The sequence below is a fragment of the Leptospira neocaledonica genome (assembly GCF_002812205.1).
Classification (GTDB): domain Bacteria; phylum Spirochaetota; class Leptospiria; order Leptospirales; family Leptospiraceae; genus Leptospira_B; species Leptospira_B neocaledonica.
Genome location: NZ_NPEA01000009.1, coordinates 1 through 25,639, shown reverse-complemented (window position 1 = coordinate 25,639; position 25,639 = coordinate 1). Strand labels below are relative to the sequence as shown.

At 39.6% G+C, this 25,639-nt stretch carries 23 protein-coding genes; 10 read left to right on the top strand and 13 right to left on the bottom strand.

All coding sequences use genetic code 11. The annotated features are described in order from the left end of the window. Window positions 1-2: 2 nt before the first annotated feature. The 7 genes from fliD to CH365_RS15850 all read right to left on the bottom strand — a co-directional run bounded on the left by fliD (window position 3) and on the right by CH365_RS15850 (window position 9,692). A complete protein-coding gene (gene fliD, locus CH365_RS15880; protein ID WP_100769549.1) occupies window positions 3-1,946 on the bottom strand; it encodes a flagellar filament capping protein FliD in 1,944 nt (647 codons plus the stop codon). 70 nt (window positions 1,947-2,016) lie between these two features. Further along, a complete protein-coding gene (locus CH365_RS15875; protein WP_100769548.1) occupies window positions 2,017-3,777 on the bottom strand; it encodes an acyl-CoA dehydrogenase family protein in 1,761 nt (586 codons plus the stop codon). Window positions 3,778-3,936: 159 nt separating this feature from the next. Further along, a complete protein-coding gene (locus tag CH365_RS15870) occupies window positions 3,937-4,344 on the bottom strand; it encodes a response regulator (RefSeq protein ID WP_100769547.1) in 408 nt (135 codons plus the stop codon). Further along, the gene (locus tag CH365_RS15865) at window positions 4,334-7,843 is read right to left on the bottom strand and encodes a PAS domain-containing protein (RefSeq protein ID WP_100769546.1); all 3,510 of its coding nucleotides are present in this window, start codon (window positions 7,841-7,843) and stop codon (window positions 4,334-4,336) included. The genes CH365_RS15870 and CH365_RS15865 overlap by 11 nt, the downstream gene beginning before the upstream one ends. A gap of 164 nt (window positions 7,844-8,007) precedes the next feature. Continuing rightward, complete coding sequence (locus CH365_RS15860) at window positions 8,008-8,805, bottom strand: hypothetical protein (RefSeq protein ID WP_100769545.1); 798 nt, start codon at window positions 8,803-8,805, stop codon at window positions 8,008-8,010. Window positions 8,806-8,844: 39 nt separating this feature from the next. Then, on the bottom strand, window positions 8,845-9,165 hold the full coding sequence (locus CH365_RS15855) for an SH3 domain-containing protein (protein WP_100769544.1): 321 nt from the start codon (window positions 9,163-9,165) through the stop codon (window positions 8,845-8,847). A 17-nt stretch (window positions 9,166-9,182) separates the two neighbouring features. After that, window positions 9,183-9,692: a DinB family protein gene (locus tag CH365_RS15850; RefSeq protein ID WP_100769543.1), complete on the bottom strand. Its 510-nt coding sequence runs from the start codon at window positions 9,690-9,692 to the stop codon at window positions 9,183-9,185. Between the two features lie 116 nt (window positions 9,693-9,808). Here CH365_RS15850 and CH365_RS15845 point away from each other — a divergent pair, with 116 nt between their 5' ends. Both CH365_RS15845 and CH365_RS15840 read left to right on the top strand, forming a co-directional pair. Then, window positions 9,809-10,129: a hypothetical protein gene (locus CH365_RS15845; protein WP_100769542.1), complete on the top strand. Its 321-nt coding sequence runs from the start codon at window positions 9,809-9,811 to the stop codon at window positions 10,127-10,129. 45 nt (window positions 10,130-10,174) lie between these two features. Continuing rightward, window positions 10,175-10,612: an LIC13259/LIC11441 family protein gene (locus CH365_RS15840; RefSeq protein WP_100769541.1), complete on the top strand. Its 438-nt coding sequence runs from the start codon at window positions 10,175-10,177 to the stop codon at window positions 10,610-10,612. A gap of 20 nt (window positions 10,613-10,632) precedes the next feature. On the opposite strand, the gene CH365_RS15835 is transcribed toward CH365_RS15840, so the two are convergent. Further along, the gene (locus CH365_RS15835) at window positions 10,633-11,055 is read right to left on the bottom strand and encodes a type II toxin-antitoxin system VapC family toxin (protein ID WP_100769540.1); all 423 of its coding nucleotides are present in this window, start codon (window positions 11,053-11,055) and stop codon (window positions 10,633-10,635) included. After that, on the bottom strand, window positions 11,052-11,315 hold the full coding sequence (locus CH365_RS15830; protein WP_100769539.1) for a type II toxin-antitoxin system Phd/YefM family antitoxin: 264 nt from the start codon (window positions 11,313-11,315) through the stop codon (window positions 11,052-11,054). The genes CH365_RS15835 and CH365_RS15830 overlap by 4 nt, the downstream gene beginning before the upstream one ends. A gap of 163 nt (window positions 11,316-11,478) precedes the next feature. Between CH365_RS15830 and ppk1 the strand changes: the two genes are divergently transcribed. Genes ppk1 through CH365_RS15810 form a run of 4 tightly spaced genes read left to right on the top strand, consistent with a single transcriptional unit; the run spans window position 11,479 to window position 16,091 of the window. After that, entirely contained in the window at window positions 11,479-13,596 is a 2,118-nt protein-coding gene (ppk1, locus tag CH365_RS15825) for a polyphosphate kinase 1 (RefSeq protein ID WP_244283258.1), read from the top strand. Between the two features lie 2 nt (window positions 13,597-13,598). Then, complete coding sequence (locus CH365_RS15820; RefSeq protein WP_100769537.1) at window positions 13,599-15,017, top strand: FAD-binding oxidoreductase; 1,419 nt, start codon at window positions 13,599-13,601, stop codon at window positions 15,015-15,017. Between the two features lie 4 nt (window positions 15,018-15,021). Next, a complete protein-coding gene (locus CH365_RS15815; RefSeq protein WP_100769536.1) occupies window positions 15,022-15,378 on the top strand; it encodes a hypothetical protein in 357 nt (118 codons plus the stop codon). Continuing rightward, on the top strand, window positions 15,375-16,091 hold the full coding sequence (locus tag CH365_RS15810) for a lysophospholipid acyltransferase family protein (RefSeq protein ID WP_100769535.1): 717 nt from the start codon (window positions 15,375-15,377) through the stop codon (window positions 16,089-16,091). The genes CH365_RS15815 and CH365_RS15810 overlap by 4 nt, the downstream gene beginning before the upstream one ends. Before the next feature lie 10 nt (window positions 16,092-16,101). On the opposite strand, the gene CH365_RS15805 is transcribed toward CH365_RS15810, so the two are convergent. From CH365_RS15805 to CH365_RS15795, 3 genes are all read right to left on the bottom strand, one after another. Continuing rightward, on the bottom strand, window positions 16,102-16,734 hold the full coding sequence (locus tag CH365_RS15805) for a hypothetical protein (RefSeq protein ID WP_100769709.1): 633 nt from the start codon (window positions 16,732-16,734) through the stop codon (window positions 16,102-16,104). A 163-nt stretch (window positions 16,735-16,897) separates the two neighbouring features. Then, window positions 16,898-17,515, bottom strand: a complete 618-nt coding sequence (locus CH365_RS15800) for a response regulator (protein WP_100769534.1) — start codon at window positions 17,513-17,515, stop codon at window positions 16,898-16,900. Window positions 17,516-17,857: 342 nt separating this feature from the next. Then, complete coding sequence (locus CH365_RS15795; protein WP_100769533.1) at window positions 17,858-18,730, bottom strand: alpha/beta fold hydrolase; 873 nt, start codon at window positions 18,728-18,730, stop codon at window positions 17,858-17,860. A gap of 90 nt (window positions 18,731-18,820) precedes the next feature. Between CH365_RS15795 and CH365_RS15790 the strand changes: the two genes are divergently transcribed. The 4 genes from CH365_RS15790 to CH365_RS15775 are packed head-to-tail and all read left to right on the top strand — an operon-like array spanning window position 18,821 to window position 24,432. Continuing rightward, window positions 18,821-21,163, top strand: a complete 2,343-nt coding sequence (locus CH365_RS15790) for an ATP-binding protein (protein ID WP_100769532.1) — start codon at window positions 18,821-18,823, stop codon at window positions 21,161-21,163. 22 nt (window positions 21,164-21,185) lie between these two features. Next, window positions 21,186-22,697, top strand: a complete 1,512-nt coding sequence (locus tag CH365_RS15785; RefSeq protein WP_100769531.1) for a hybrid sensor histidine kinase/response regulator — start codon at window positions 21,186-21,188, stop codon at window positions 22,695-22,697. Window positions 22,698-22,715: 18 nt separating this feature from the next. Continuing rightward, window positions 22,716-23,705 carry a phosphotransferase gene (locus CH365_RS15780; RefSeq protein WP_100769530.1) on the top strand — a complete coding sequence of 330 codons (990 nt, stop codon included), beginning with the start codon at window positions 22,716-22,718 and terminating at the stop codon, window positions 23,703-23,705. 1 nt (window position 23,706) lies between these two features. After that, complete coding sequence (locus CH365_RS15775; protein ID WP_100769529.1) at window positions 23,707-24,432, top strand: NTP transferase domain-containing protein; 726 nt, start codon at window positions 23,707-23,709, stop codon at window positions 24,430-24,432. On the opposite strand, the gene CH365_RS15770 is transcribed toward CH365_RS15775, so the two are convergent. Continuing rightward, complete coding sequence (locus tag CH365_RS15770) at window positions 24,429-25,103, bottom strand: YqjF family protein (RefSeq protein WP_244283234.1); 675 nt, start codon at window positions 25,101-25,103, stop codon at window positions 24,429-24,431. The genes CH365_RS15775 and CH365_RS15770 overlap by 4 nt on opposite strands. Between the last annotated feature and the right edge of the window lie 536 nt (window positions 25,104-25,639).

The following is a 25,639-nucleotide window of genomic DNA, read 5'->3' as shown; positions in this document are numbered from 1 at the left end:
CTTTATTTGTCATCCCCGCCCTGTCCCCTACTTAGATTATTATTCAGATAGGAACCGACGGCCTTATTTCTACCCACACCTTGTTCCATATATAGGAACTTCTCTTTGAGTTTTTTTTCATAACTCATGAGGTGAGATTCGAAATTTTTAATCTTCTTATTATTATCGGAGACTTGTTCTTCCAATAACTTAATCTTGCTTGTTACTAGTCCACCCGCGAACTGAGTATAAGGTTTCAAATGTTCAACCAGGTTTACGCCTACTCCGGTATCCATTCTGGCGTCAGAATTCGTATCCTGGGCGAATAAATGACGAACTGCATCTGGATTTTCCGCAAGTTTCGCAGCCAATTTTGCTTCATCCAAAGCCAGAAGACCTTCTTGGATATCGGCCCATTTACTTCCGACTTCTCCTGTCGAAATTCCGACATCTGAAAGTGTTCTGATCTCTGAATTCGGATAAGCAGGAAAAGAAGAAGTTGTCACTGTTTTCATACCAGCAACTAAACGAATGACAGAGTTTTCTCCGGCAAGGATGCCTGTTTTAGTTTTTCCTTCCCAGAAAGATCTTGCAATATCCGGATCTTCCAGTTTGGAATCGCTGATCCCGCCTTCTCTATTGACTGCAGTGGCGTCTTTAGAGTATTTTAGAACATTATTATATGCTTCTATAAATTCTTTGATCATTCGGATCCCTTTTGCGGAATCCACTTTGATATCTACGACGGCAGGTCCACCCTCGCTCTTTTTGTTCAGGTTCAGAAGTACCCCGTCTAAAACGTCTGTAAGGCCTTCGTTTTTTGGTCGAGTGATCTCTATTCCATCCACGGTAAACGAAGCATCTTTGGCTTCTACAATGGTCTTTGCGGGTTTTGCGCCATTAAACTCCGCAGGAAGAACAAATCTAAAATTGGAGAATTCCTTCTCCTTCCCCGTTTGATTAATTACGATTACCTTATGGATCTTTTTAGCGTCCATATTGGATTTGAAAGTAACTCGGACTTTTCCTTCTTTATGGTAAGCCTGTTCTAAAAATACTTTGTCTTGCTCGTCCTGATCATAGATCACGCCTAAGGAAATTGTTTCCCCTTCTTCCAAAGGTTCGGAAAGAGTAGCTTCAATTCTTGCTCCCTTCTTTCCTTCTTTGGCGTCCATATGGAATTGGAAAGCTTGTTTAGAACCTAATTTGATCTTAGAAGGTTCTTTTTTCTCCGGATCTGCAGCGATAAATGTAGGTTTTGCAGTTGCTGCCATACCGTATTTATCAGGCTGAAAAGGATTCGTTTGACTTGCTTCCCAAGGAAGATAAAAAGACTGAGGCGGATCCTGAGGCAGCATTCCTCCCACAAGAGAAGCCGCCTTAAGTACTCCGTTCGGATCATCAAACTTCAATTGATTGTCTTTACCGGACTGAGAGGCGGCCAATGTAAGAACCGTCTTATCCTGGTCCACTTTTACAAGCGTAGGTTGCACGATCCCTGCAGCGGCAGTGCGAATGGTAAGATATAGATCTCGAATCGTCCCGCCTTGGAACTCAATCTCCTTCTCTATCTCTCCGGAAAGAATTTTGAAAGTTCCAGCGGGTATCTTTCTCTCTGAATCGATAGGATCACCTGAGATCTGATGAAATGTAGCAAGTTCTTTCACTTCTATCTTACGTTTTCCGCTGCTTGCAGAACGTGCAGCATCTCCGGTGATCACACCTTCCGGATCGGAAACGATCGACTTAGTCGCAAAAGGCGCCGTGAAAGAAATAATTTCTCTAGTTTTGTTTTGGAGGTCTGTAGTAAGAGTTTTAAGATCGGACCATGCCTTGACCTGAGCCTGATTAAAACCGTTTTGTTTTTCCAAACGGCGAATCGGCTTTGCTTCCAGCTCTACCAGTTTTTTTACGATTTGGTTCGTATCCTGGCCGGAACTCAGTCCCGGAATAGAGAATGCGGGCATAGTCCCCTCCTTCTAATTCCATCGACCGATTTCCTAAAAGTATAAGGCCAAAAATGGTTTTTTTGGGTAGCTAAACTGCCTGTCTAGCCGAAATTTTAACCCTAAGCTTCGCTCTTAAACCTTCCATATAACCCAAACTATCCAGATTATACTCTTCCACATGAGAAAGTCTTTCCGCCCTAAGCTCTTCCGGAATACGAAGAGTAGAACGATAAAATAATAAACCGGAAAGAAGTCTGGCACTTGCCCATACGATCTCATCTGCAGTCTCTTCTCTTTCCTCGGAAGTTGAAAGTTCTTTATACAACACAACCGCTTCTTGGAAACCGTCCCAAACATCGGAAAGAACTTTGGTCTCTTCGGTTGGAAAATGGGACCATTCATTATCTATATATTCTCTTAAGAAACCGTGACCGGTCATCCCGGTAACTACCCCACCGATACTCGCATTAACTTGGATTTGAGAAGTACCGTCATAGATAGTTGTGATCCTTGAGTCTCTATAAATTCTGGAAACATCATAATCTTCCGTAAAGCCTGCTCCTCCATGAAGTTGAACTGCATCACCTGCGATCTTTACACAAGACTCTGAACAGTAAAACTTGGAGATAGGCGTAAGTATTCCGGCTAATTTTTCCCAATATTTTAAGACCACATCCGATTTCAGATCCCTTTCCGTGGCGCCTTTTTCTTTCAGGTGATCTCCTCTAAAATAATACAGATCCATGGCTCTCGCGCCTTCCAACATCAAACAACGCATTGCCATGGTTTCTCTTTCCATTCTACGAAGAATTTTGCGAACTGCAGGAATGGTTCCGATCGGTTTTCCGAATTGGATCCTTTCAGAAGTATATTTTTTAGTTTCGGCTAAGGCTGCTTGTGCAATCCCAACTCCTTGTTGGGAAATTCCCATACGAGCGCCATTCAACATTCCCATTGTATGTTTGATAAGTCCGTGGCCTTCTTCTCCGATCAATATCCCAGGAGTGTTTTCTAAAACTATCTCGCAAGTAGGAGAACAATGTAGTCCCATCTTCTTCTCGATTCCTGCAACTTGTACGTCTTTGGATTGGACCAAGAAGAAGGACAGACCTCTTGCTCCACTTCCGGGATTTCCTGTTCGAGCGAGTAACAAAAGAATCGCAGGAATTTCTCCAGTGCCACAACCTTGTGTGATAAATCTTTTGGTTCCGTTTAATAGATAAATATTTCCTTCTTTATGAATTGCCTTAGTACGAAGTCCTGGCAGATCGGAACCATGATCTGGCTCTGTAAGCCCCATGGCACATGCGAATTCTCCCGCTGCCAAACGAGGTAACCATTCTTCTTTTAATTCCTCGCTTCCGTTCTTCTCTACTATTTCGGCTAAGTTCACACAACCTATGGAGATACAAACGGATGCATCTACCCTATATAAGATTTCGCTAAAGAATGCACGGACAGTCCAAGGAATTCCCAAACCGCCGTATTTTCTGGAAAAACCTGTGGGTTGTAATCCCGCATCTCTAGCTTTTCGAACGATCTCCAATAGTTTTTCCGGGAATGCCACTTTTCCATTCTCGAATTTAACACCGACCTTATCCAATTCGGCCACATAGGGAGCGATTTCTTTGCCCGCAAATTCTCCGACCGAGTCCAGTAACGTTTTATAATATTCTAATGCTTCGTCATAAGAAGAAGGTGCAGTAGCAAATCTTTCGTCTCCGGCCTTATATTTTGCGGCGTCGACAAATCCTCCTTCGTAGGAATCCACGATTTCCTTCCAATTGATTATATGATCGAAATGTAACCTCAAGTCGGATACATCGTTAAAGTAGTTATTTTGAAGCATGATCAGAAGATTCCTTTAAGAGATAATAAAGTATCTTCTCCGAAAGAGAAAGGTCAATTCGTTTTCAAGATATAGATATCCGAACGAACCGGTGTTAGTTTGAAGGGCAAAATATCAGGGATAAAAATGTTTCCCGAGATGATTTTCGTAACGTTCGCTCTAATTCAAATTACAACAAACTCGAACTGCTTCCATTAGTTTATTCACATCCCAAGGTTTGGGAATCACAGTATATGTCCCTGCTTCTTTTTTGACCCTATCCACTGCGGCAGCGTCCACATGCCCAGTAATCAAAATAGATCGAATTTGAGGATACTTCTGATGGACCAAAATTAAAAACTCGTCTCCCTTAATCCCTGGCATCAACCAATCGGAAAGAATCAGGATCACATTCACACCGGCGCTTACCAGATCATCTATAACTTCCATAGCTTCTTCTGCGTTTAAAGCTGTTTCATATTGGAATAAATTTCCGAGTTGTTTTTTTAATTCCTTTTGCAAGGTAATTAAGATGATCGCCTCGTCATCCACGCATAGGATCGCATTCTGTGATGTTTCAGTTCCCAATAGATTCCTCTTTTTTGCGATTCGCAGGTTTCAGCCAAACTTCGAACCTAGTGTGTCCAGGCTCGCTTTCAAACTCTATTTTCCCGCCCATCTTCTCTACGATCTTTTTGCAGATATCCAAACCAAGGCCGATACCTTCTCCCGGATTTTTAGTAGTGAAGAATGGATCGAAAATTTTGTCCTGGATTTCTTTCGGAATCCCGGAGCCGGAATCAGCAAACGAGACTATAATCCAAGATTCTCTTTTCTCGATCGAAATTTCGATTTTACCTTTATAGTTCATGGCCTGCAATCCATTATTTAATAGATTGATCCATACTTGATTCAGCTTATCCGGATCTCCCAAACAAAGTTCGTCTGTCCGATAATGTTTAATTACTTCGACGCCATACTTGATCTTATTATGATATAGGGCAATAATGGTTTCAAGTTCCACTTCGATATCTACCGGGACAAGCTCCTCATCTCCGTTATGCGTTCCTGGGTTTAGATAATTTTTGAGGGCATCCACTACGTAAGACGCCTTTCCGGTGGCAATTGAAATCACATTACTGAATCTCACAACGGATGCGATAGACGAAACTGCCTCTAGGATTTTCAAGGAATTTTCGGTCTTCAGAAGATCTGGTAGTTTTTCTCCTAATCTATGAACCCCCAATTCCAGGATCATGTTTACCGCATTCTCCGGGTCCGGAACGGAGGCCTCTTTGAATACTCGAACGAGCTCTCTTCTCAAGGAACGATTCGGTAAGATCTCCGCTTGGGAAATTTCCTTCAAACTTTCATCTAGCAAAAATTTGAAATGTTCCACTTCAGTTTTGTTTAAAGTAAGAAGAAGGTCGGGTATATCTCTGATCTCTTCGTATAAAATATCCAAAATTGCTCGATTCGAAGAAACGATCGCACCCAAAGGTGTATTCAATTCGTGGGTCATACCCGCAGCAAGTTGTCCCAGGGCAGCCAATTTTTCGGAAAGAAGAAGTTGGCTTTGTGTTTCTTTCAATTCCTCGGATATCTTTTTTTGATAATCCAAAGATTCTTTTAGATTTTCATTCGTTCTTTTTAATTCTTGTGTTCTCTGATCAATCTTACGTTCCAGGTTAGCATTCAGATCCAAGATAGTTTCTTCTGCTTCTTTACTCTTAGTGATATCATTGGAGATACCGAAAATCTGAGTTGGAATTCCTTCCGAATCTCTCTTATAGATCAATTCTCTAGAAACGAACCAACGCCATTTTTGGTCCTTATGATGCATCCTATATTGGTGTTCTATTACATCCCTATCTAAAGCATTTAAATATTTCGGAATAATATTAGTTAAGTATACCTGGAAATCGTCGGGATGCATAAGCGATTTAAGAAGAGAATTTCCCATTTCCTGGATCTCTTCCACGGAATATCCTAATAATCTTTCCACACCGATATTACTATATACGTTCTTCTTGTCTTTTATATCGTAGATATATAATATATCCGGACTGATATCCAAAATAGATTCTATAAATCTATTCCTTTCCAAAAACTTCTCTTCGAAATTTTTTCGTTCGGTAATATCAACCATCACTCCACGAAGCCATTTTTCTTTGTTTCCTTCGGCGATTACCTTCACCATGTCTCGGAGCCAAACAACTGTTCCGTCTTTTTTCAAGAATCTATATTCGAAATCGTGAGCTTCTAACCTGCCCGTACATGCAACGCAATAATTTACCGCGTAGTTCCTATCTTCCGGATGTATATGGTCTGCCCAGAAACCTGGAGTTTTCCATTCTTCCACGGCATACCCTAGTAGATCCACAGCCTGCTTGCTCACAAATGTGAAATTAAACGTGATCGCATCCGCTTCCCAAACAACACCAGGCGTTGTATCAACAAGATCTTTGTATTGTTCCTCGCTGGATTTTGTCCTGCGGAATGCTTCCTGAAGTTGTTCGGCCATATGGTTGAAAGAAAACGCAAGTGTCCCTATCTCTTCCAATTTACTGAAAGGTACCCTTTGGGAGAAGTCCCCGGCAGCCAATGCCCTGCTCGCTTGAGAAATATTACGGATTGGTGATGTAACAATTCCGGCCAAAAATGCTGCGATCAAAAGAGAAAGTGTCAAGGCAACTGCAAATACTTTTGCAGACTCACTATTTCCGATCTGCACACCTTCTAAATAATAAGAAGAGGGCATTGCCGTAATTACGACCCAATCATATTTTCCTGCATTATCCCTATACGGAGTCACTTGAGTAAGCCAGGTTTCTCTGGAAACGGGTTTTGCAGTTACAATATCGAATCTAAATTGAAATGCAAGTTTGACAGAATATAGATCTCCATAATCTTTCAGTACGGAAAGAATAGAGTTTTGTATTACAGGATCTTCACTCTCCGAAGCTACTCCTAAATTATTAAATCGAAGGTCAGAAGAAGCGATGATTTTAGTTTCTCTATCGACGATAAATGCTCTTCCATGTTTAGCTATATTCGTATTTTTTAATAAAAGAGAAATTTCTTCCGGTTTTTTCTGAGCGGAATGTGCTAAATAATCATCCAATCGAAGATTAATATTCTCGGAGATCTCCTGGTGTAATCTAGAAGCAAGTTTTCCGGATGCGGCTTCGGAACTTCTCAAAGTTAGATAAGCTGTGGCAGCCACCATGATCAGAACCAAAAGAATGAACGGGGTGACTAAAAACATTCGGATAGGAAGTCCTTGAACTAAAGGAGTTCCGTCTTTTCCTAATTTTTCCTCCTGCCAGTACCATTCTTTATAACTTAAGACCAGTTCTCTGGTATGACCCGGAATTTCCGTCCAAAACAATCCATATTTTCTAGCAAGGGGTAATGCGACCAACATCGCAAAAGGAGCCACGACCCAAGTAACTCCAGTAGTAAAGAACAACGCGGGGGTGATATTTCGGTAGGAGATCTCACGGGTGAATTGTTCCGAGCAGATATATCCCCAAAGCTGAGGCTCTATGCTCATAAATATAATTACAAAAATCGAATATAATCCCCATGTTTTCAATTTTTTGAAATCAGGATCTCTTCCGATCAACTGATAAGCCACCCAAAAGCAGGAAGGGTTGATAAAATATCCTAAAAGCCAATCGAATAGAAAATTAGGGGGAACTCCTTCTATCAGATCCGAAAGTCCGTAAGCAAAAGGTACCGCGAGAAGTGCAGGATAACCGAACAAAAGAATACAAAGAAATACCGTTAGATCCTTTAGGGATTCGAATGTTTGGGCGCCAGGAACTAAAACGATAAAAGAACCAATGTAACCGGTGATAAATATAAAAACGAAAGTGAATGGAATGCTTAAAAAAGCCTGGGTATCCCAACTTTGTTTTTGGCGACCGAAGCCGAATTTGCCGCCGGGATTAAAAGTAAAACCTCCGTAGGCGCAGATCATTAAAAAGATCCCGACTATATAGCCGAACCTTCCCCAAATGTCTAAAAAGGACAAGGGGAGAGAGGCGAATAATTCTTCAAACCAGTAAACGATCGAATTCACGGAAGGTTTTCCTACAAAATCCTCCTCCTAATGGAGGAATTTTGGAGTGCCGGAAAATTTCACATCTTACCTAAAGAAAGTCAATCCGGTTTAAAAAAAATTGGGCAATTTACAGGCTTATCAAGAATGCAAAAATCCTGCTTAAGGGATAAAATTAAGTTCTCTTAAGAATGTGCATGATTATGAAGATGATTCTCGCAATATTCCTTATCTTCACAATTTATACAATAACGAAATTCCAATTGAGGGTCCGTAGCCTCAGTTGCTCCACAAACATAACATTTATGAATTGTCAATACTTCGGATTGTTTGGCCTTCCAAGTAGAAGTTTTGTGCTCCCGGATCTTCGAGCCTAAGATATCCCTGCCAAAAAATAAAACTAAGCTGGAAAATCCGAAAAATAATCCTGCCCAAGGTAGGCTTGAATTGAACATCCTCACCTCGTCCCCTCTTTCCCAGAAAAGATAAACAAATAAAGCGATCCCTATCCATTTCATCCGGATTGGAATGATAAAAAATTCCAAATTGGGCATCCTGATTGCAAGAGCCAATAAAAGACAATCATAGATCATCTTAGTTTCCACAAACAATGGATAATATAAGGAAAGAACACCACCAATCGTAATAAGGAACATTAAGGAAAAGAAAAATAGGTTAAATCGGAGAGAACCCATGTCCTCTTCTAAAATTTTCCCCACTGAAAAAACAAGATAAGTATAGAAAATCAAAAAAATCCAAGGCATATAAGTTCCAGCTTGGATCTCGGTGGGAGAAAGTAGATGAAAAACAAATAGCCCTGCGTTCCACCATCTTCCCCCGTCAAGCATGTCCGGGGTCAACACACCGATCTTAGGATCAATTAATAAGGAGAATAAACTCACAAAAAACGTAATTGCGGCGAAATATCCGGCAGCGTTCTGGAATGATATAATATCTATAAATTGGTTTCTTAATCTTCTCAATGGAATTCCTTGGCAGGAGAATATTCAAAAAGTATAAAATTATTTGACGTTGATAAATTCTAAAAATCCGCCAAACACGTATCCGTCTTTTTTCTTCCACTTTACTTTAACCCAACGACCATGTTTACCGTCCTGGATTTCCACTTCTCCAGTCTCGCCAAAGGTTTCGACAACGTCTCCGTCAGGCACCAGATCTATCTTTTTGGCTTCTATATTAGGAGCGATCCTCAAACGAAGACCTCCTCCTGCATGGACCTTCATAACTTTTTCAATCTTACGAGGTTCTACTTTTTCTGCAGAAGCGCAGTTCCAAACCAAAAGGGAGATAAAAGTTAAAAAAATTGTAAGGATCTGTTTCATTCTTTTTCCTGAATATATTATCTTGATTTCGGGTAGAAAGGATTCCAAGGAATATCTGTCACCCCGTAATCCAATCCACTTTGTAATAATGCTGTAGAGATTTGGCTGCGATGATGTGTCTGATGATTGAAAAAATGAGTGATCAGAAGCCAGATCGGCAATGTGATCTCCTTTTTGTACATGTAACTGTAAAATTTCAGATCTTGTGTTAGCCACTCTGAGGTAATGGTTTTTACCCATTCCGAAATCGTCGAATCTAATTCGGTTCTGAGTTTTTTGAGTTCGGTCAGATTCGAAAATTGCATCTCTTGAAAATCCAGTTTTTGGATGGGCCTAGAATGGAATCTATCCAACCAAGAGAGGTCCATCATAACTATATGATTCCAGGTTTTTGCCATAGAACCGAAGAATAACTTTTTGTCTTCTTCCAGCTCGCCAGGTTTTAACTTTTCAGAAACGATTAATAAGGATTCGTTTTGCCAACGATTGTATTCTGCCAAAGCGACACAGTATTCCGGATCTATCATGCTGAAATTTTGAGCAATGATCCAAATCGGTCAATACATATTAAAATTTGAAGACATTCAATACTGCTTTGAAAGAAAAAGGAAACCCTTCTTAGGGATTTCCGGTCCAATTTTAAATGTTTGCCCGAGCTTTCATTGGATTAATCGTATTCTGTTTTTCGTTCGCTATTTCTGCTAACGGAACAGTTTTATCTTTTGCCGGAACAAAACATTCAAAACAAAATTTCCAATTTGAACTTTCTCATTCGGCTCTTTCCGTCTTAGTCGCTTTGGAAAAAGAATCCGAAAGAGTAGAAACCGAAGCAGTTTCGACCTACTGGAAAAGTTTAGGCCTATTCTCTTTTTCTGAATCCGTACTTTCTACTTTTGATTCCGAGGCTCCCTTACATATTTCCGCCTTCGATTCGAATCTGTATACGATCCGACTCATCATTTAGAAAATTCTCCACATATATCTAATTTTTATAATATAGGAGAATTTTATGCGCAACGTATTCGCATACATAGCCGCGGCATCCGTGGTTTCGGTTTCTGCACCAGTAGCTGTAGAATCTTCAGAGTTGAAATTATTCCAAAGACTTGCGGTATTTCACGATCAATTACTGTCTAGCGACGATAAAAGAACCAATCCTAAAGGACTCTCTGGAATGATCCTAAGAGCAAAAGAAGGTTCAGTAGAAAGAAGGGTAAAATATGCTAAGTCATTGACCTTCGCCGAGTTATTGGAAAAGGCAGGTTCGAGAGAAGAGCAGGAATTTTTATATTCGGAGTTATGTTCTTCTTTAAAAGAAATAGCCCCTAAGTTCCAGTTCTATTCTTTCCTCTGCCCTAAAACCGGAAAAGTTTGGATCTCCAAAACAAAGGAAGTCCAAAATCCTTATCTGGTTGATGAAAGAGAAACAGGAAAACTGATCGGTTAATAGAATGAGAAAGAAGCGGGTTATCTAGGGATCTTCCGCTTCTTTCTGACTTTATCTAAATTCTTATCGATGGTTAGAAGCCCCGCCTTCTTCCTTTCGGCCAACTCTATATAGGCGGAATCGTAAGCAGAAAGACCTTCCTTTTTTCCGATACCTATCAAAACATTTTGGTAACCTACACCTTTTGCAAAATCAGTTTCGATAGGCAAACGAGATATTAGAAATAAACAAGTTTGAAACTCGTCCTCCTTAATCCTTCCCCTTCTAAAAGAAACAAGAAGTATATTCGTAATTTCGGACCACCAGAGAGAAGGTACCATAAAAAGAGAACTCGGGTTTTCTTTTTGGAATTCAACCATAGAGTTCGCAATCTTATCCGAATCCTCATCCGGAAGTAAGATTGCTGCAACTGCGCTCGCGTCTAATACGAGACGACCTGTCAAACTTCTCTACCTTCTTCCTTATATTCTAAAATAGGAACGGGGCCTTTAATCTTATTTCTGAGATCTTTTGCTCTGCTTAAGGTCTCTAAAAATTCCACGTAACTTGTATGTTTTAAAACGGGTAATAATCGGGCCACAGGCTCCCCCCTCAATGTAATTAAATATGTTTCGCCGGCTTGTACTCCTCTTAATAAAGAAGAGAACTTTGTTTTTGCTTCAAATGCGTTGATGGATAATTCTTTTGAGTCCGCGGCTGCCATTCAACCAGTCTAACAAACTAGTTGAACATTGTCAATTCTCGGCCTCGGAAAACTCATTCCGCGTTAATAAATCGCCTGAATTGACGTTCTGAAAAGCAGGCTTGACTATAGGCCCGTCGATTTTAAACCAGAAGAAAGTAGGATAAAATCTGTGGCCCAAAAGATAAAATCGCCCGAAACCCAAACCTTAGGAAGTGGGGGAAATGGAAACAAGGGACCGATCCATATCGGTAATTCCGATATCTTTTTTGATCGGGAACTTTCCTGGGTAGATTTTAACAAACGGGTTTTGGAAGAAGCGAACGATCCTGAAAATCCTCTTCTGGAACGTTTGAAATTTTTATGCATCACCGAGTCGAACTTGGACGAGTTCTATATGGTCCGCGTCGCAGGTTTGAGAAATATATTAGCGGAAGGTAACGACGAAAAAAGTCTGAACGGCCAAAGAGCTTCAGAGATCTTAACGGATTTATCGGATAAGGTAAGAAGTTTTGTAAATGTCCAATACGAAACCCTGAACCAAACTCTGGAACAGATGAAAGAGAATGGCATCCATCTCATCTTAAATCCGGATGAATTAAATAAAAATGAAATAGAAGATATCAAACATTATTATAAAGAAGATGTTTCTCCTATCCTAACTCCCCTTTCCATAGATCCTTCTCACCCATTTCCTCATATACTTAATAAATCCTTAAATTTAGCAATCGTCCTCGCCACGGACGATGAAAAAACAGGGGTCAAAAAAGATTTGTTCGCGGTAGTACAAGTACCTTCCGTATTACCTAGATTCTTACAACTTAAGGGAGAAGGAAAAACCAGAAGATTTTTTCCTCTGGAAGAGATCATCAAATTACATGTGGATGACCTATTCTACGGAATGACTGTAAAAGAAGTCTATCCTTTCCGGATCCTAAGAGACGCAGACATCTCCATAGACGAAGAAGCTTCCGTAAAAGACCTACTTATAACGATGAAAAAAGAGATCCGAAACCGTATCTGGGGAGATGCGGTGAGGATGGACATCTACGAGGGAACTTCTTCTTTCGTAAGGAACACTCTAAAAGATCTCATGGAGCTACAGGACCATGAAATTTTCGACGTATCTTCTATATTAAATATTAGTGATACGATGTATTTTTACGGATTGGAGCATACTTCCAAGTTTAAGTATCCATTCTTCCAACAAAAGACCACTTTAAAGTTCGAGTCTCCAGAGAAAATTTTCGAAGCAATCAAAAAGAAAGACAGATTATTACACCACCCGTATCAATCTTTCGGCGCAATCGAGGATCTACTCAGAATTTCCAGCGAGGACCCGAAAGTTTTAGGAATCAAGATGACCTTGTATCGTACAAGCGGGGATTCTCCTATTATTCAATACTTAGGACAGGCTGCCGAGAATGGGAAACAGGTTACGGTACTTGTGGAGTTAAAGGCAAGATTTGACGAAGAGCGAAACATAAAATGGGCCCAAAAATTGGAAGAGAGAGGGGTTCACGTAGTATATGGAGTAGTAGGACTCAAGATCCACAGTAAGATGCTTCTAATCGTAAGAAGAGAAGAAGAACACTTAGTGCGTTATGTACATCTTGGAACTGGAAATTATAACTCCACAACCAGCAAATATTATACGGATCTAAGCTTCTTTACGGTTAACAAAGAAATCACAGAAGACGTTTCCACAATCTTTAACACGATCACCAGTTATGCAAAGATGCCTTTCTTGAATAAGCTGGCGGCTTCTCCACATAACTTAAAAACCGTATTTTTGGCACTGATAGAAAAAGAGACCGAGAATGCAAAGGCAGGAAAACCGGCACGTATCATTTTCAAAATGAACAGTTTGGTAGATCCTCATATCATATTAGCAATGTATAATGCAAGTCGCGCTGGAGTGATCATAGAGTTGATCATCCGCGGGATCTGCTGTTTAAAACCTGGACTCCCGGGAATTTCAGAAAACATCACAGTAATCTCTATCGTAGGTAGATTTTTAGAACATACACGTATCTATTATTTCCTTTCGGGCGGAGAAGAAAGTATCTTCCTAGCTTCTGCAGATTGTATGCCTAGAAACTTTGAAAGAAGGATCGAGGTCTTATTTCCTATACTGGATGTAAAGAATAAAGATAGGATCAAAAAGATCTTAGACGTTCAGATTAGGGACAACGTAAAAGCCAGATTACTTTCTTCGGAAGGGGTCTATCGCAAAAGAGAAAGAGTAGAAGGCGAAAAGCCTGTGGATAGCCAAATTGAAAGAATGAATTTCGCGGAATAAATATGAGTATCAGCCAAGAAAATAAAAACAAACTCAAATCTCTATTGGGAGAAGAAAGGGTTTTTTTCAAAGATGAAACCCAAATGGATCAGGCCACGTTCCTTTCTTTCGGAACAGACAGAACTAAAGTATATGTTCCCGATTATGAAATTCTAACATTCCCTAAAAACACCCAAGAGGTGTCTGAAGTCGTAAAATTTGCATTCGAGAATGATATCAAGATCGTTCCTTCCGGAGGAAGAACAGGTTACGCAGGTGGAGCAGTAGCTAAATCAGGAGAGATAGTGATCTCTCTCTCCAAGATGGATCAGGTTTTGGATTTCGATCCATTCTTCGGTTCCTTGACCGTTCAAGCAGGAATGATCACCAAAAATCTGCATAAAGAAGCAGAAGAAAGAGGTTTTTATTTCCCTGTGGATTTTGCCGCCACCGGTTCTTCTCATATAGGCGGAAATATTGCGACTAACGCAGGTGGAGTAAGAGTAGTTCATTATGGACTGATCCGCCAATGGGTATTAGGGTTAAAGGTAGTCACAGGAACAGGAGAGATCCTGGAATTTAACGGAGAAATCCTGAAAAATAATACTGGTTACGATCTTAAACATCTGTTCATAGGCTCCGAAGGCACATTAGGGATCATCACCGAATGTACTTTAAAACTCACCAAAAAACCTGCGGACAATCGTATTCTATTCACGGCGGTTCCAGATTTCTCTTCTATATTAGAATTATTTAAAGAAACTCATAATATGCCCCTGCCTATCCTGGCGTTCGAGTTTTTGACTAAATATTGTTTGGACAAAGTGATGGATCATTTACATGTTCCGGATCCTTTTTCGGAAGTCAGTCCATACTATGTTTTAATGGAATTCGAGATCACTGAAGAATCGGATGATGAAAAATTATTCTCCTTCCTAGAAACCATATTGGAGAAGGGTTATGTGTCCGACGGAAGCCTTGCTCAGAATTCCAGACAAGCCGAGACCTTCTGGAAATATAGAGAAGGTATCAGCGAATCTATTTCCATCGATTATACGGTTCATAAAAACGATATCTCTCTACCGCTTCGGAATATGAATCCGTTTTTGGAAGATATGCAGGCTTTACTTTCTTCTAAATACCCTGGCTTTGAGATCGCGCTCTTCGGTCATATTGGCGACGGAAATCTTCACTTAAACATTGTAAAACCTAAGGATCTTTCCGATGCAGAGTTCTTTTCTCAATGTAAAAAAGTGGATCCTTCCATGTTCGAACTATTACAAAAACATCATGGATCCATTAGCGCGGAACATGGGATCGGTCTTTTGAAAAAAGACTTTTTACATTTCTCTCGTTCTTCAGCCGAAATAGAAGTGATGAGAATGATCAAAAAAGCTCTGGACCCTAAAAATCTATTAAATCCGGGGAAAATTCTCCCATAAGATCATGAAAAAGAAACTGTCCGGTTTTTTTAGGTTTCTGACCGTAATTACCTGGATCGTATTTGCGGGCTTAAGTTATATAAGATCCGAACCCGAAGTTTGGATCCCGACTTATCTAACTGTGAGTCTTTTGTATTCCACGGAATGGTATTCTTTCTTTCATGATCCAGGCAGAAGGATTTTAATCGCAGGTTTAGGGAAATCTATCGGAATAGGATATTTTGTTTGGGGATTTTATAATTTTTTAGATAATCCTAAACCTGATCTTGATTCCGAAGTTTTCAAAGACAGCATCGGACTTACATTATCATCTATCTGGCTTTTTTTATTACCTTTTTTCCAAGGGAGAAATCGAACATGAAAATCGCAATTTCCTCCTTTATTGCCACTATAATATTAAAAATCATTTATATCACTGTTCGTTGGACTAAAATCAATATCTCTCCAATAACTGAAAAGTTACTTCTGCAGAAAAGAGGATTTGTTCTCGCACTTTGGCATAATCAAATTCCATTCGTGATCGATTTCACATACAAATTTTATGTAAAACGTTATGGTTTGGAAGTGATTCCTATGGCGTCTCAATCCAAAGACGGGGAATTGGTCACAAGGGTGATCGCTCATTTTGGAATGAAGCCCAAAAGAGGTTCGAGTAAAAGAGGAGGAGCTGCAGCATTAAAGGCATTAGTCCAAGATGCGAGAAAAGGAAGTATCAGCCTCATCACTCCTGACGGCCCTACCGGACCGGTTTATACTCTCAAACCAGGTATCATTCAATTGGCATCCATGACAGGATTTCCAATAGTATCCTACTTCGCTAAATACGATCATTCTAGGATTGTACAAAGCTGGGACAGGACACCTGTTCCAAAACTATTCTCAAAAGCAGAGTTCTATATATCGGAGCCGTTTTACATTCCGAAATTAAATGGGCAAGATGAACTGGAATATTGGAGAACAAAATTCGAAACATTCATGCTCGAGCAAATAGGAATTTCCGAACAAGAAGCAGAAGGTTTAAGGGAAGAAGTACGACTATCAGTGGAAGCAAAAAGAAAGCCGAAGAAAAATTAGAAATTCTTAATCAAGCCACTTTTAGTCTGTAAAAACTCCAGTGAACTATAAAGATCCTGGACATTAATAGATACAAAGCCTTTCCGTTTTGTTTGGACTCAACTGCAGATTCAAAAGCAGAGATCAATTCTCTCAAAATTTCTCGTTCTCCCAAATCTAAGACCAGATCCAGATCGATAGAGGATAAATTTTCGTCCTCTGGAAATTTGAGATCATTGGATTCTAGAAGTATTTCTAAGAGTTTTTCTGCTTCTATGAGGATGGACTCTACGGTTTTATCCGGCTCTTCAGGTCCGTTTAATAAAGAATATATTCCATCGGACAATTCCAAGATCAAACCACCGATTGCGGAATCTTCTCCATTCTCGAATGTATGATTGACTTGATCTAATTTATCTCTCAATAAGGATCTTACTTGAGAGAAGGAGTTTGCGGCGTATTGCATCTCTCCCTCATCCATGGATTCCTCGAAACCTTGTAACCAATCAGGTCCAGTAGGTTCGAAGCCGTCCCAATCCGCCCATAACGACTCGCAAGCCAAAAAGACTTGATCCGTAGTACTTCCAACATGTTTATAAGTGGATACTACTATAGCGAGACGAGCCAGAGCTTCGGACCATTCCGTTTCTCGGATCTCCATCATGTCGTATACCATACACTAGTAACAATTCGATGAAAGCAAGTTTCCTTATTATTTTAAATTAACTAATTTTTTATTCCAGGCTCCTATAAAACTAATCTTTCTGCGTCGCAAAAACTAATGCGTATTGTCACAGTAAAATTAGACACTTTGGATTAGTGAAATTTTAAAACCTAGAATACTTACGAACCAGATCCACTCTAGAATTCACACGTAATTTTTTGAAAATACTTTTGATCTGTATCCGAACAGTACCTTCTTTGGTTCCAAAGTTACGCGCTATGTCCTTGGTTCTATAACCATTAACAATATGATTCAATATTTCTTTTTCTCTAGGAGTTAAAGAATGGGTTTCTTTGGTCGAAGGTTTTCTAAAAAAAGAGATCACCTTGGCGGCAGCACCGGGAGAAAGTATTCCGCCTTCTTTCATTACCATTCTCGCCACTTCTTTTATGTCTTTTAGATCTTTTTTCAAAACAAATCCTACTGCACCGGCTTTCATAGCTTGCATCAAAGCATCATCGGTGTCTAACGTAGATAACATAATATACTTAGGATCGTTATCCAGATCGGATCTTTCTTTTATATAATCGATCCCGGACTTGCCAGGAAGGACGACGTCCATAAATACAAGATCAAATTTATTTTGATGATTTTGTGATAAATCTTCGGTAGAAGAGAATACTTCCACCTTGTCCACTTCTTCCATCACAGATAGAGTGTTTGCACAGTTTTGAGCAAACTCGGAATTGTCTTCAACGATAGCGATCTTTACCTTTTCCATTTTTTATCCGCCAACTGGCTCCTTGTATTATGGTTTTTTGATTCTAATTTCTATATTCGTTTTTCAAAAAACTCGGACGAAGGTAGGAAGATTTTTTTTAATTTTATAAAATGTGATTCGAATCAAGAGCTGATCATTCTATTTCGAAAGAAAATTATCGGAAATTTTTCATGATTTTTTTCCAATTCGAGTGTCTGTCCTTTCCATTTTAAAGATAGAATTTACGAAGAGAGAAATAAGTAAAAAGAGTATTATACTTTAATAATAAATAATTTATTTCCAATCAAATATTTATGTTTGATAGCTGCTCTTCTCTCCCCCATTTTAGGGGGACCCGTTAAATTAAAGCCAAGCGTTGATCTTTTCTGCGACTTCTTTCGGTCTTTCCATGTGAATAGCGTGTTTAGCATTTTGGATCCAAACCAGCTTGCTCTTCTTTAAATAAGAATGTAATTTTTTAACCATAGGAGGATCGGTTATCGGATCTTCCATACCGGAAATGATCAGGGTCTTTTGCGAAACTGCAGAGAGTTTTTTACCTAAGAAAATTTCCTTCTCTCTATCCAGAGTATTCTCAGTTAAGTACTGATGAGCTAAATTATTCCACTGACTGAGCAGAGCTTTTTTAGCGATACCGCCCAATTCCGGAACATTCTCCTGATACAATGCGGTAAGAAGTCTTTCAATTTCTTCGGTTTTGGAAGGAAAAAGTAATTTCCTCATTTCGTCTCTTTGCGGATGCGGAATTCCGCCCGGAGCGAGCAGCACAAGTCTCTGAATCCTTTTTTCTTTTTCAGAATCGCGGATTGCGATCATCATTGCTATTAGAGATCCCATGGAATGCCCTGCGAGAACCACATCGTTTAACGCGAGTTTGCGGATCGAATTGTAAAGAAGGTCCGCAAATATGTCGACCTGGTATAAATATTTCAATTTAGGAAGAGGACTTAACCCAAAACCAGGAATATCCGGGACCAAAAGATTGAAGTCATTTCGTAAAAATGGAGCCAGTCGCCTAAAACCTGTGGCAGAATCCAGAAGTCCGTGGACGAAAAAGAAAGTTTTGTCGGATCCTTTGACAGAAGGCCTCTTCAAGAAGAAAATTTTATGTCCGCCAAGGTCAAGATGAAGACGCTGAAAGCCCAGCTCCTTCTCCATAAACCGAATTTTTTGCCTGGTATAATTTCGTAAAAAAAGTTCGTATACAAAATCCATAGATTGGGTCAATGATTCCCTCTCTAGTCGAATCTAGCAAGGAATCCAAATCAATTTTACGATGCGGAATTCCGATATTATATACAATTCATGAAGAATCGGGAATTAGTTCTACTATTAGAAAAGGCCTTCTTTCCCGCCCAGGAAGGAATTCTAATCTTAGAACCTGGGAGTTATAGTATACTCGGTTCAAATCCAAAGGCATGTTCTATCTTGGGTTATAATCCTGAGGAACTCAAAACACTTGGTCTTAGCAATTTACTGGCTCGTCCGGACAGCATCGGAAATTACGGGAATGGGGCGGAAGAATTAGGCATCTCTCTTCTTTGGAATTTACGAAAAAAGAATGGAACACTTCTACTCGCTGACTTCACGATTAACGCATTCTCCCAAACTCCGAATTCACCTTTAATTTTTCATATCTACCAAAGATCTGAGATCAGAGAAATTGAACTTAGATTATATTATTTACAGAGTATCTTAAGAACTCTCAGACTTTTAAAACTAAATTTAAGATCTCTTCGTTTGAGTTCGGAAAGTACACTCTTCCAAAAGATCTGTGATACTCTAAAAGAAAATCCTCATTATAGTTTGGTCTGGGGTTTTTATAGAAGAGAAGATGGAACGGATCAAATCCTGATCCAATCAGACTTGGATTCTAAATGGAGAAAAAATTTAGAAACCGCTTGGGAAGAAAAAAAAACCCAATCTCCTTTCGAAACTCTTCTAGAAGGAAAGGAACAATTTCATATATACGAATTCGGTTCTAATGTGTATCCGGAATGGGAAGAAGCATTAGTTGCAAAAGATTTCAGAAGGTCTTTAAGTCTAATCATTCGAGAAGAAGGTAAAATAATAGGCGGGATCCAGATCATCTCTCGGGAGAATATGGCATTCGATTCCGGAGAGAATTATCTCTACTTCGAGATAGTGGAGGATCTACTTTCCTCTCTTCAATATCTGAGGATCGAAAAACAAAGAAGAGAGACCGCAAAAATCCTTCAATTCCAAGGTGCACTTTTAAATTCATTAGAAGTTCCTCTTTTATCCACCGATGACGAAGGATTTATCACTTACGTTAATAATAATATCAGTGCTCTATTAGGAATTTCTAAAGAAGAGATCGTAGGAGTTCAAGTCAGAGAACTTCTAAAATTAGAACCTGAAGCTATGGATATGATCCTTTTGGGATCCAGGGCGGAAACAAGGATCACAATCCGTGGCAGACATGAGGTTCCGTTTTTATTAGCTTCTTCTTCCCTGAAAGATGATTATGGGAATAGGATTGGGACAATCCTACTTCTTCTAGATATTTCCGAACAAAAGAAGAATGAAGAGCTAATCCGTGCTTCCGAAATGAAACTCAGGAATTTATTCGCCTCCATGAATAATGGGATCGTAATATTGGATCCTCAGGGAAAAGTCCTAGAAGTAGCGCCGATTCTTAAATTTTTCTTATTCCAATTTTTGAATGTGGATGTGGACGACGAGTTCCCTTCCCTTTTCCCGGAAGATGCCCAAAAAGGGATCTTTGTCAAATTAGAAGAATGTATTCGCACGCAAAGAGCGGCATATTTCGACTTCTCTATGGTATTATTGGGAGAAGAAGAAAATTATTTTTCTATAAAGTTCCTTCCGCTCAAAAAATACCAAGATCTTCCTGTAGCTGCAATGTTGATCTTCTCCGACGTGACCCAGACCAAGATCTTAGACAGACAGTTGTATGAAACGGCAAAATTCGCATCAATCGGGGAGATCGCAGCGGGTATCGCTCACGAGGTGAATAATCCTCTTCAATCTAGTCTATTATATCTAGAAGATCTTTTGGAACATGAGGATCCGGATCCTATCGAAAGAAAAAAAGTGTATAAGAGGGTAGAAGGTGCGGCCTTACGTATCAGAGATCTGATCAAAGGCCTCTTAGATCTGGGAAGAAGAGCCCCGAGAAAAAAAGAATTAGTTTCTCCTTATTTTATTCTTTTAAGAGCTTGTGAACTCATCGAGGTGAGTTGTAAAAAGAATGGAATCGAATTGAAACGGGTTACTAACCCGGAACTTCCACAGATCCATGTCGCTTGGCAGGAAATCGAACAAGTACTGATCAATTGTCTAGTGAACGCAGTTAACGCGATTTCAGAAATGGAACATAAACCGGTAATTCCGCTGATACAAGTTTCCGCACGAAAAGAATTATATTTGAACGGAGAGATGGTGAGTTTTACCATTCAAGATAACGGTCCCGGAATGAACGCTGAAGTCGCAGAAAAGGCTTTTTTGCCTCTGTACACGACTCGGCGAACTAAACAGGGAACGGGACTCGGATTGACAATCTCTCAACGGATCATCACCGATCACGGCGGGACCATTCACTTAGAATCCAATCCGGGACAAGGTACTAAGGTCACTGTCCGAGTGCCTGTAGGAAAGGTATGATGAACTTATTCTTTAAAAATATATGACAAGGGAAAAAAATCCCAACGTCCTGATCATTGACGACGAAGCGGAAATCAGAACCGCTTTAGAACGTGTAATCTCAAGAGAAGGTTATCACGTATTTCTTGCAGAAGATTTTGAATCCGCAATGAAGATCGTAAGAGATTATGCGGTAGATATCGTAATTTCGGATATTCTCATGGGCGGCAAAGACGGAATAGAAGTCGCTAGAGAAATCAAAAAATATAATTCTAATATCCCTGTGATTCTGATCACAGGCAATCCCCAACTTCATACCGCGGAAGAAGCTCTTAGAAACAGAGTGTTCGACTATATTTCTAAACCAGTCAGTAGACAAAACATCTTGGCTGCACTAGAAAATGCTCGTAAAGAAAAAGAAGACAGAGATAGAAAATCCAAAAAGATCATAAGAGCAGTTAGGGAAAAATCCCATCTGGCACAACAATCCAAAGATTTGGATTATCGTAATAGTTTAATTTTAGAAACTACCGGAGACTGTGTGATCACTCTGGACGAGGATCTTCTTATCCGAGCGGCAAACGAAGCTACGATCAGAAATTTCGGATACGAAGAGAATGAAATTGTAGGACAAAAGATCACTCTTCTTATTTCCGATGAAAATACGGAAGCCTATCTGGAAAGGATCGCTCATCTGATGAGCCGTAAATCCGATCATAATATCGCCAGATTACATAACGCGGAGCTGGTGAGTAGAGACGGCGGAAAATTCAATTTTGATATCTCAGTATGTAGATATGAATTGAACGGAAAAACATATTATACCGGGATCGCAAGAGATATCACGCAAAAGAATATCATCTCCGAAAAACTGATCGATGCAGAAAGAAGAGCGTTCCTAACCACAATTGCATCCAGCATTGGTCATGAGATCAATAACGCACTTACGGCTATCCAAGGTTTTATAGAAGTAGCAAGACTTCCCGATGCGGATGAGCCTATTAAAGATAAGGCAATTTTGGTTACTTGGAACCAGATCACAAAATTAAAAAACCTGACTTTCAACCTGCTTCAGTTAGGAAAACCCGGAGATTCAGGCAGAGACAAAGAAACCTTAGATCTAAACGAAGTAGTAGAATCCGTCATAGAAGTTTTTAGAAAGACCACTCGTTTAAAATATTGCGAGATTGTATTTAATAGGAGTCCGGACAAAACATCTGTGTATTCTAATGCGGATCAATTGAGCCTATTATTTTCTAATATCTTTTTAAATTCCGCGGATGCGACAGATAACAAAGGAAGGATAGAAATCTCCGTGGGAGAAAAAAGTCATCATCCTATGGTAAAGATCCGAGATAATGGGGTCGGGATGAGCAAAGATATTTTAAACAAGATCTTCCAACCTTACTTCACTACAAAAAAAACCGGCCAAGGTACTGGTCTAGGAATGTTTGTGGCAAAGGAGATCGCTGACGTATTCGGGATCAGAATAGAAATCGATTCAGAGCCGGAAAAAGGCACCGAATTCCGCTTGGTCTTTCCGGACAAATTGTAGAACTAGCCATACGCGGCTATGAACGAAGTTTTAAGTGAGATAGATTTTCGCTTCCTCTCAATCGATGGAAAGTTTCCAGAAAAAATAGACTTACTCAATCCAGAAGCTTCCGCACGTAGATATTATCGTGCAAAGTATCCTGACGGAACAACAAAGATCCTGTGTAAGGACCAAGTCTTTCAACATGACTTTCAAGAGGTGGGCCATTTTTTAGAACACCATAACTTCAAAGTCCCTAAAATATACAAGACTGATGTGTTCAATAAACTAATGCTCCTTTCCGACGAAGGAGATTCCGATCTAAGTTCCGTCCAAGATGATGCGGAATATAGAAATCTTTTAGTAAAATCTTTGGAATTGCTTGTCTCTCTCCAAAAAACCAGACCTGAACCTCCCGTCTCCACTCGTGAATTTGATTACGAAAAATTGAATTTCGAAAATAAGTTTACGTTTTCTTCATATACAAATTTCGCTGAGATGTTTAATCTTAAGACCAAACTCAGACCGGAAGTGGTTTTTTTTCTGGAAGAATCTTCGGGGTTTTTAGCAGAATATAAAGACAAAGTATTCTGTCATCGGGACTTTCATGCTCGGAACATTATGCTCTCCCCTTCCGGGGAATTGACATTGATTGATTTCCAGGATGCAAGAATGGGAACTCCATTTTACGATCTTTCCAGTCTATTGTACGATGCTTATAGACCGATCCCATTCGCTATGAGGCAGGGACTTTTTCTACTCTTTCTAAAACTCAGCAATAATAGATTTTCCAAACCTAAAGAATGTTATTATTTGCAATGTTTGCAAAGATCCTACAAAGCACTCGGATCTTATTTTATGTTGGTAGCGGAGAAAAAACAGGACAAGTACAGACAAAGTGTTCTTAACTGTTTAGACAACCTATTAGAAATAGTGCAAGTGGGACTTTTTCCTGATCAACTGTTTTTATTCTTTCATCTATTAAAAAAAGAATTAGCCGGCAATAATCTATTCTTGGAAAAACTTTAGAATGAAGGCATTTTTTCCATGTGCGGGTTTCGGAACGAGAATGGGAGAATGGACCAAAGATTCTCCCAAACCTATTTTAAAAATAAATAATATACCTCTCATATACTATTCCTTATTTCATGCCAAGTCCTGGGGGATAAACGACGGAATCCTTAACCTACACTATCTCGGCGAAAAAATACAAGAAGAGTTAAGAGGTTTTAATGATTTCCAACTGCATTTCTCTTCAGAAACGCCTGAAATTTTGGGGACCGGAGGGGGAATCCGAACAGGAATCGAAAGATTTTGGGATTTGCAGGATCATTTTTTAGTCTTAAATCCCGATTTTATTCTCTTTCCGGAATCTGGATTTAATCCTTGGCCGGATCCGGAAGAACAAAAAAAATTCGATTGTATATTATATTTAGCTAAAATTCCCGAAAATGCAAACTATACAGGATTAAGCCTAAAGGACAATTTGGTCCAATTCGAAGCGGGAGGTTATTTTTATTTGGGGCTTTCCTGGATGAAAGCGGAATGCCTCTCCGATCTGGAACCGGACAGACCTTATGACCTCGCAAATACGTTCCGTAAACTTTCCGCTCAAAACAAACTAGGTGGAAAAATTTTCCCAGGAACATTTTTGGATTTGGGCGAAAAGCAGTTTTACGAGAAGTATAAGGATACTGATTTTTCGGATCGGCTTATGGAAGATTGGATAGAATTTAGAAATAGAATTCTTTCTTAAACTTTTTCTAAACCCCAGGTCAATACTTCTATTTTTTTAGAAAAATGATATATTGGCTTTATATCGGGAAGTCGTATCCCATCCAGATCAGCCATTGTATTCCGTATAATATTTGCATCCGCTTTTTGTAAAGGCCAAGGCTCATGCAAAATTTCGCATCTATATAAAGAATTTTTATTATTAGCATACAAACAATATCTTTCAGTTAACCAATAATCCAGACTTCCCTTCTTAGCCTGAAAGACATCCGAAGTCGGTCCATATTCTGCCTGAAAACAAAATCTACCATTAGAAGAAGTCCTTTGGGACTGATACGAAATCCTATTTTCCTTTTCGGTAACTTCGAAATTCGCCAAATAATAAGGAAGATGATAGAAGGTCCTTGCAACTTTTACTGCTAACCAACTCTCTGCATCCAAACTGAAAAAATATACTCCGGGTTTTCCATCTAAAGTAACGTATACTCTAACATTGATTTCTGGAAAACGGGAAGCGATTGGCATGACAGGCAATCCTCTCATTCGGATCCCACTCATATGAAATGGAACTACTCCAATCCAAGTTTGCTTTTCGAAAGTATCGATTTCCAAACGTTTAGGAATAAAAGGACGGATCATAGAAATTGGCAAAGGCCAATGAATGAATAATAGATCATGCCAGATCTGTTTCATTCTCCAGTTTTTCTTCGGAACTGGCCAAGGTCTATGTTCAGAGCTAATTATCATTTCTTAAATTCTATAGAACTCATGAATTCAGCCTATTCATTATTTTCGCACGGAGAGCACAAAGCACACAGAGTTTTTGGTACGTTATTAATCCTCTGTGATCTCAGTGCCCTCTGTGCGAACTTAACCTTTGCGTCTTCGCGGCGACAATAGGAGTGAGCCGCTTTGGGTACTCGTTCAGTATGATCGAAAGCATTTTTTAAAAACGGCCCCCACCCTGCATTGGGATTGGGGGGAGTGGCTTGTGGGAGAGCTCATTCCCCGTATCACAAAATCCTTTCTCCGTCAACGAAATCCTTCTTCCTAAATCCATGTAGGAATTCCTACAATTATCCCGCCCTCCAGCGCCTTGACCTTATCTCAGAAAGAACTTAAGAACAAACGAAAAACATAGAACTACTAATAGCGACAGGGATCGGAGCGGAAATCCGGCGATGCACCATAATAAATTTTTTAATTTAAAACTTTTTTGCTTATAATGG

Coding starts and splice junctions, on each gene's coding strand:
- fliD (WP_100769549.1), bottom strand. CDS start 1,946: ATGCCCGCATTCTCTATTCCGGGACTGAGTTCCGGCCAGGATACGAAC.
- CH365_RS15875 (WP_100769548.1), bottom strand. CDS start 3,777: ATGCTTCAAAATAACTACTTTAACGATGTATCCGACTTGAGGTTACAT.
- CH365_RS15855 (WP_100769544.1), bottom strand. CDS start 9,165: ATGAAACAGATCCTTACAATTTTTTTAACTTTTATCTCCCTTTTGGTT.
- CH365_RS15850 (WP_100769543.1), bottom strand. CDS start 9,692: ATGATAGATCCGGAATACTGTGTCGCTTTGGCAGAATACAATCGTTGG.
- CH365_RS15845 (WP_100769542.1), top strand. CDS start 9,809: ATGTTTGCCCGAGCTTTCATTGGATTAATCGTATTCTGTTTTTCGTTC.
- CH365_RS15840 (WP_100769541.1), top strand. CDS start 10,175: ATGCGCAACGTATTCGCATACATAGCCGCGGCATCCGTGGTTTCGGTT.
- CH365_RS15830 (WP_100769539.1), bottom strand. CDS start 11,315: ATGGCAGCCGCGGACTCAAAAGAATTATCCATCAACGCATTTGAAGCA.
- CH365_RS15820 (WP_100769537.1), top strand. CDS start 13,599: ATGAGTATCAGCCAAGAAAATAAAAACAAACTCAAATCTCTATTGGGA.
- CH365_RS15815 (WP_100769536.1), top strand. CDS start 15,022: ATGAAAAAGAAACTGTCCGGTTTTTTTAGGTTTCTGACCGTAATTACC.
- CH365_RS15810 (WP_100769535.1), top strand. CDS start 15,375: ATGAAAATCGCAATTTCCTCCTTTATTGCCACTATAATATTAAAAATC.
- CH365_RS15805 (WP_100769709.1), bottom strand. CDS start 16,734: ATGATGGAGATCCGAGAAACGGAATGGTCCGAAGCTCTGGCTCGTCTC.
- CH365_RS15800 (WP_100769534.1), bottom strand. CDS start 17,515: ATGGAAAAGGTAAAGATCGCTATCGTTGAAGACAATTCCGAGTTTGCT.
- CH365_RS15795 (WP_100769533.1), bottom strand. CDS start 18,730: ATGGATTTTGTATACGAACTTTTTTTACGAAATTATACCAGGCAAAAA.
- CH365_RS15790 (WP_100769532.1), top strand. CDS start 18,821: ATGAAGAATCGGGAATTAGTTCTACTATTAGAAAAGGCCTTCTTTCCC.
- CH365_RS15785 (WP_100769531.1), top strand. CDS start 21,186: ATGACAAGGGAAAAAAATCCCAACGTCCTGATCATTGACGACGAAGCG.
- CH365_RS15780 (WP_100769530.1), top strand. CDS start 22,716: ATGAACGAAGTTTTAAGTGAGATAGATTTTCGCTTCCTCTCAATCGAT.
- CH365_RS15775 (WP_100769529.1), top strand. CDS start 23,707: ATGAAGGCATTTTTTCCATGTGCGGGTTTCGGAACGAGAATGGGAGAA.
- CH365_RS15770 (WP_244283234.1), bottom strand. CDS start 25,103: ATGAAACAGATCTGGCATGATCTATTATTCATTCATTGGCCTTTGCCA.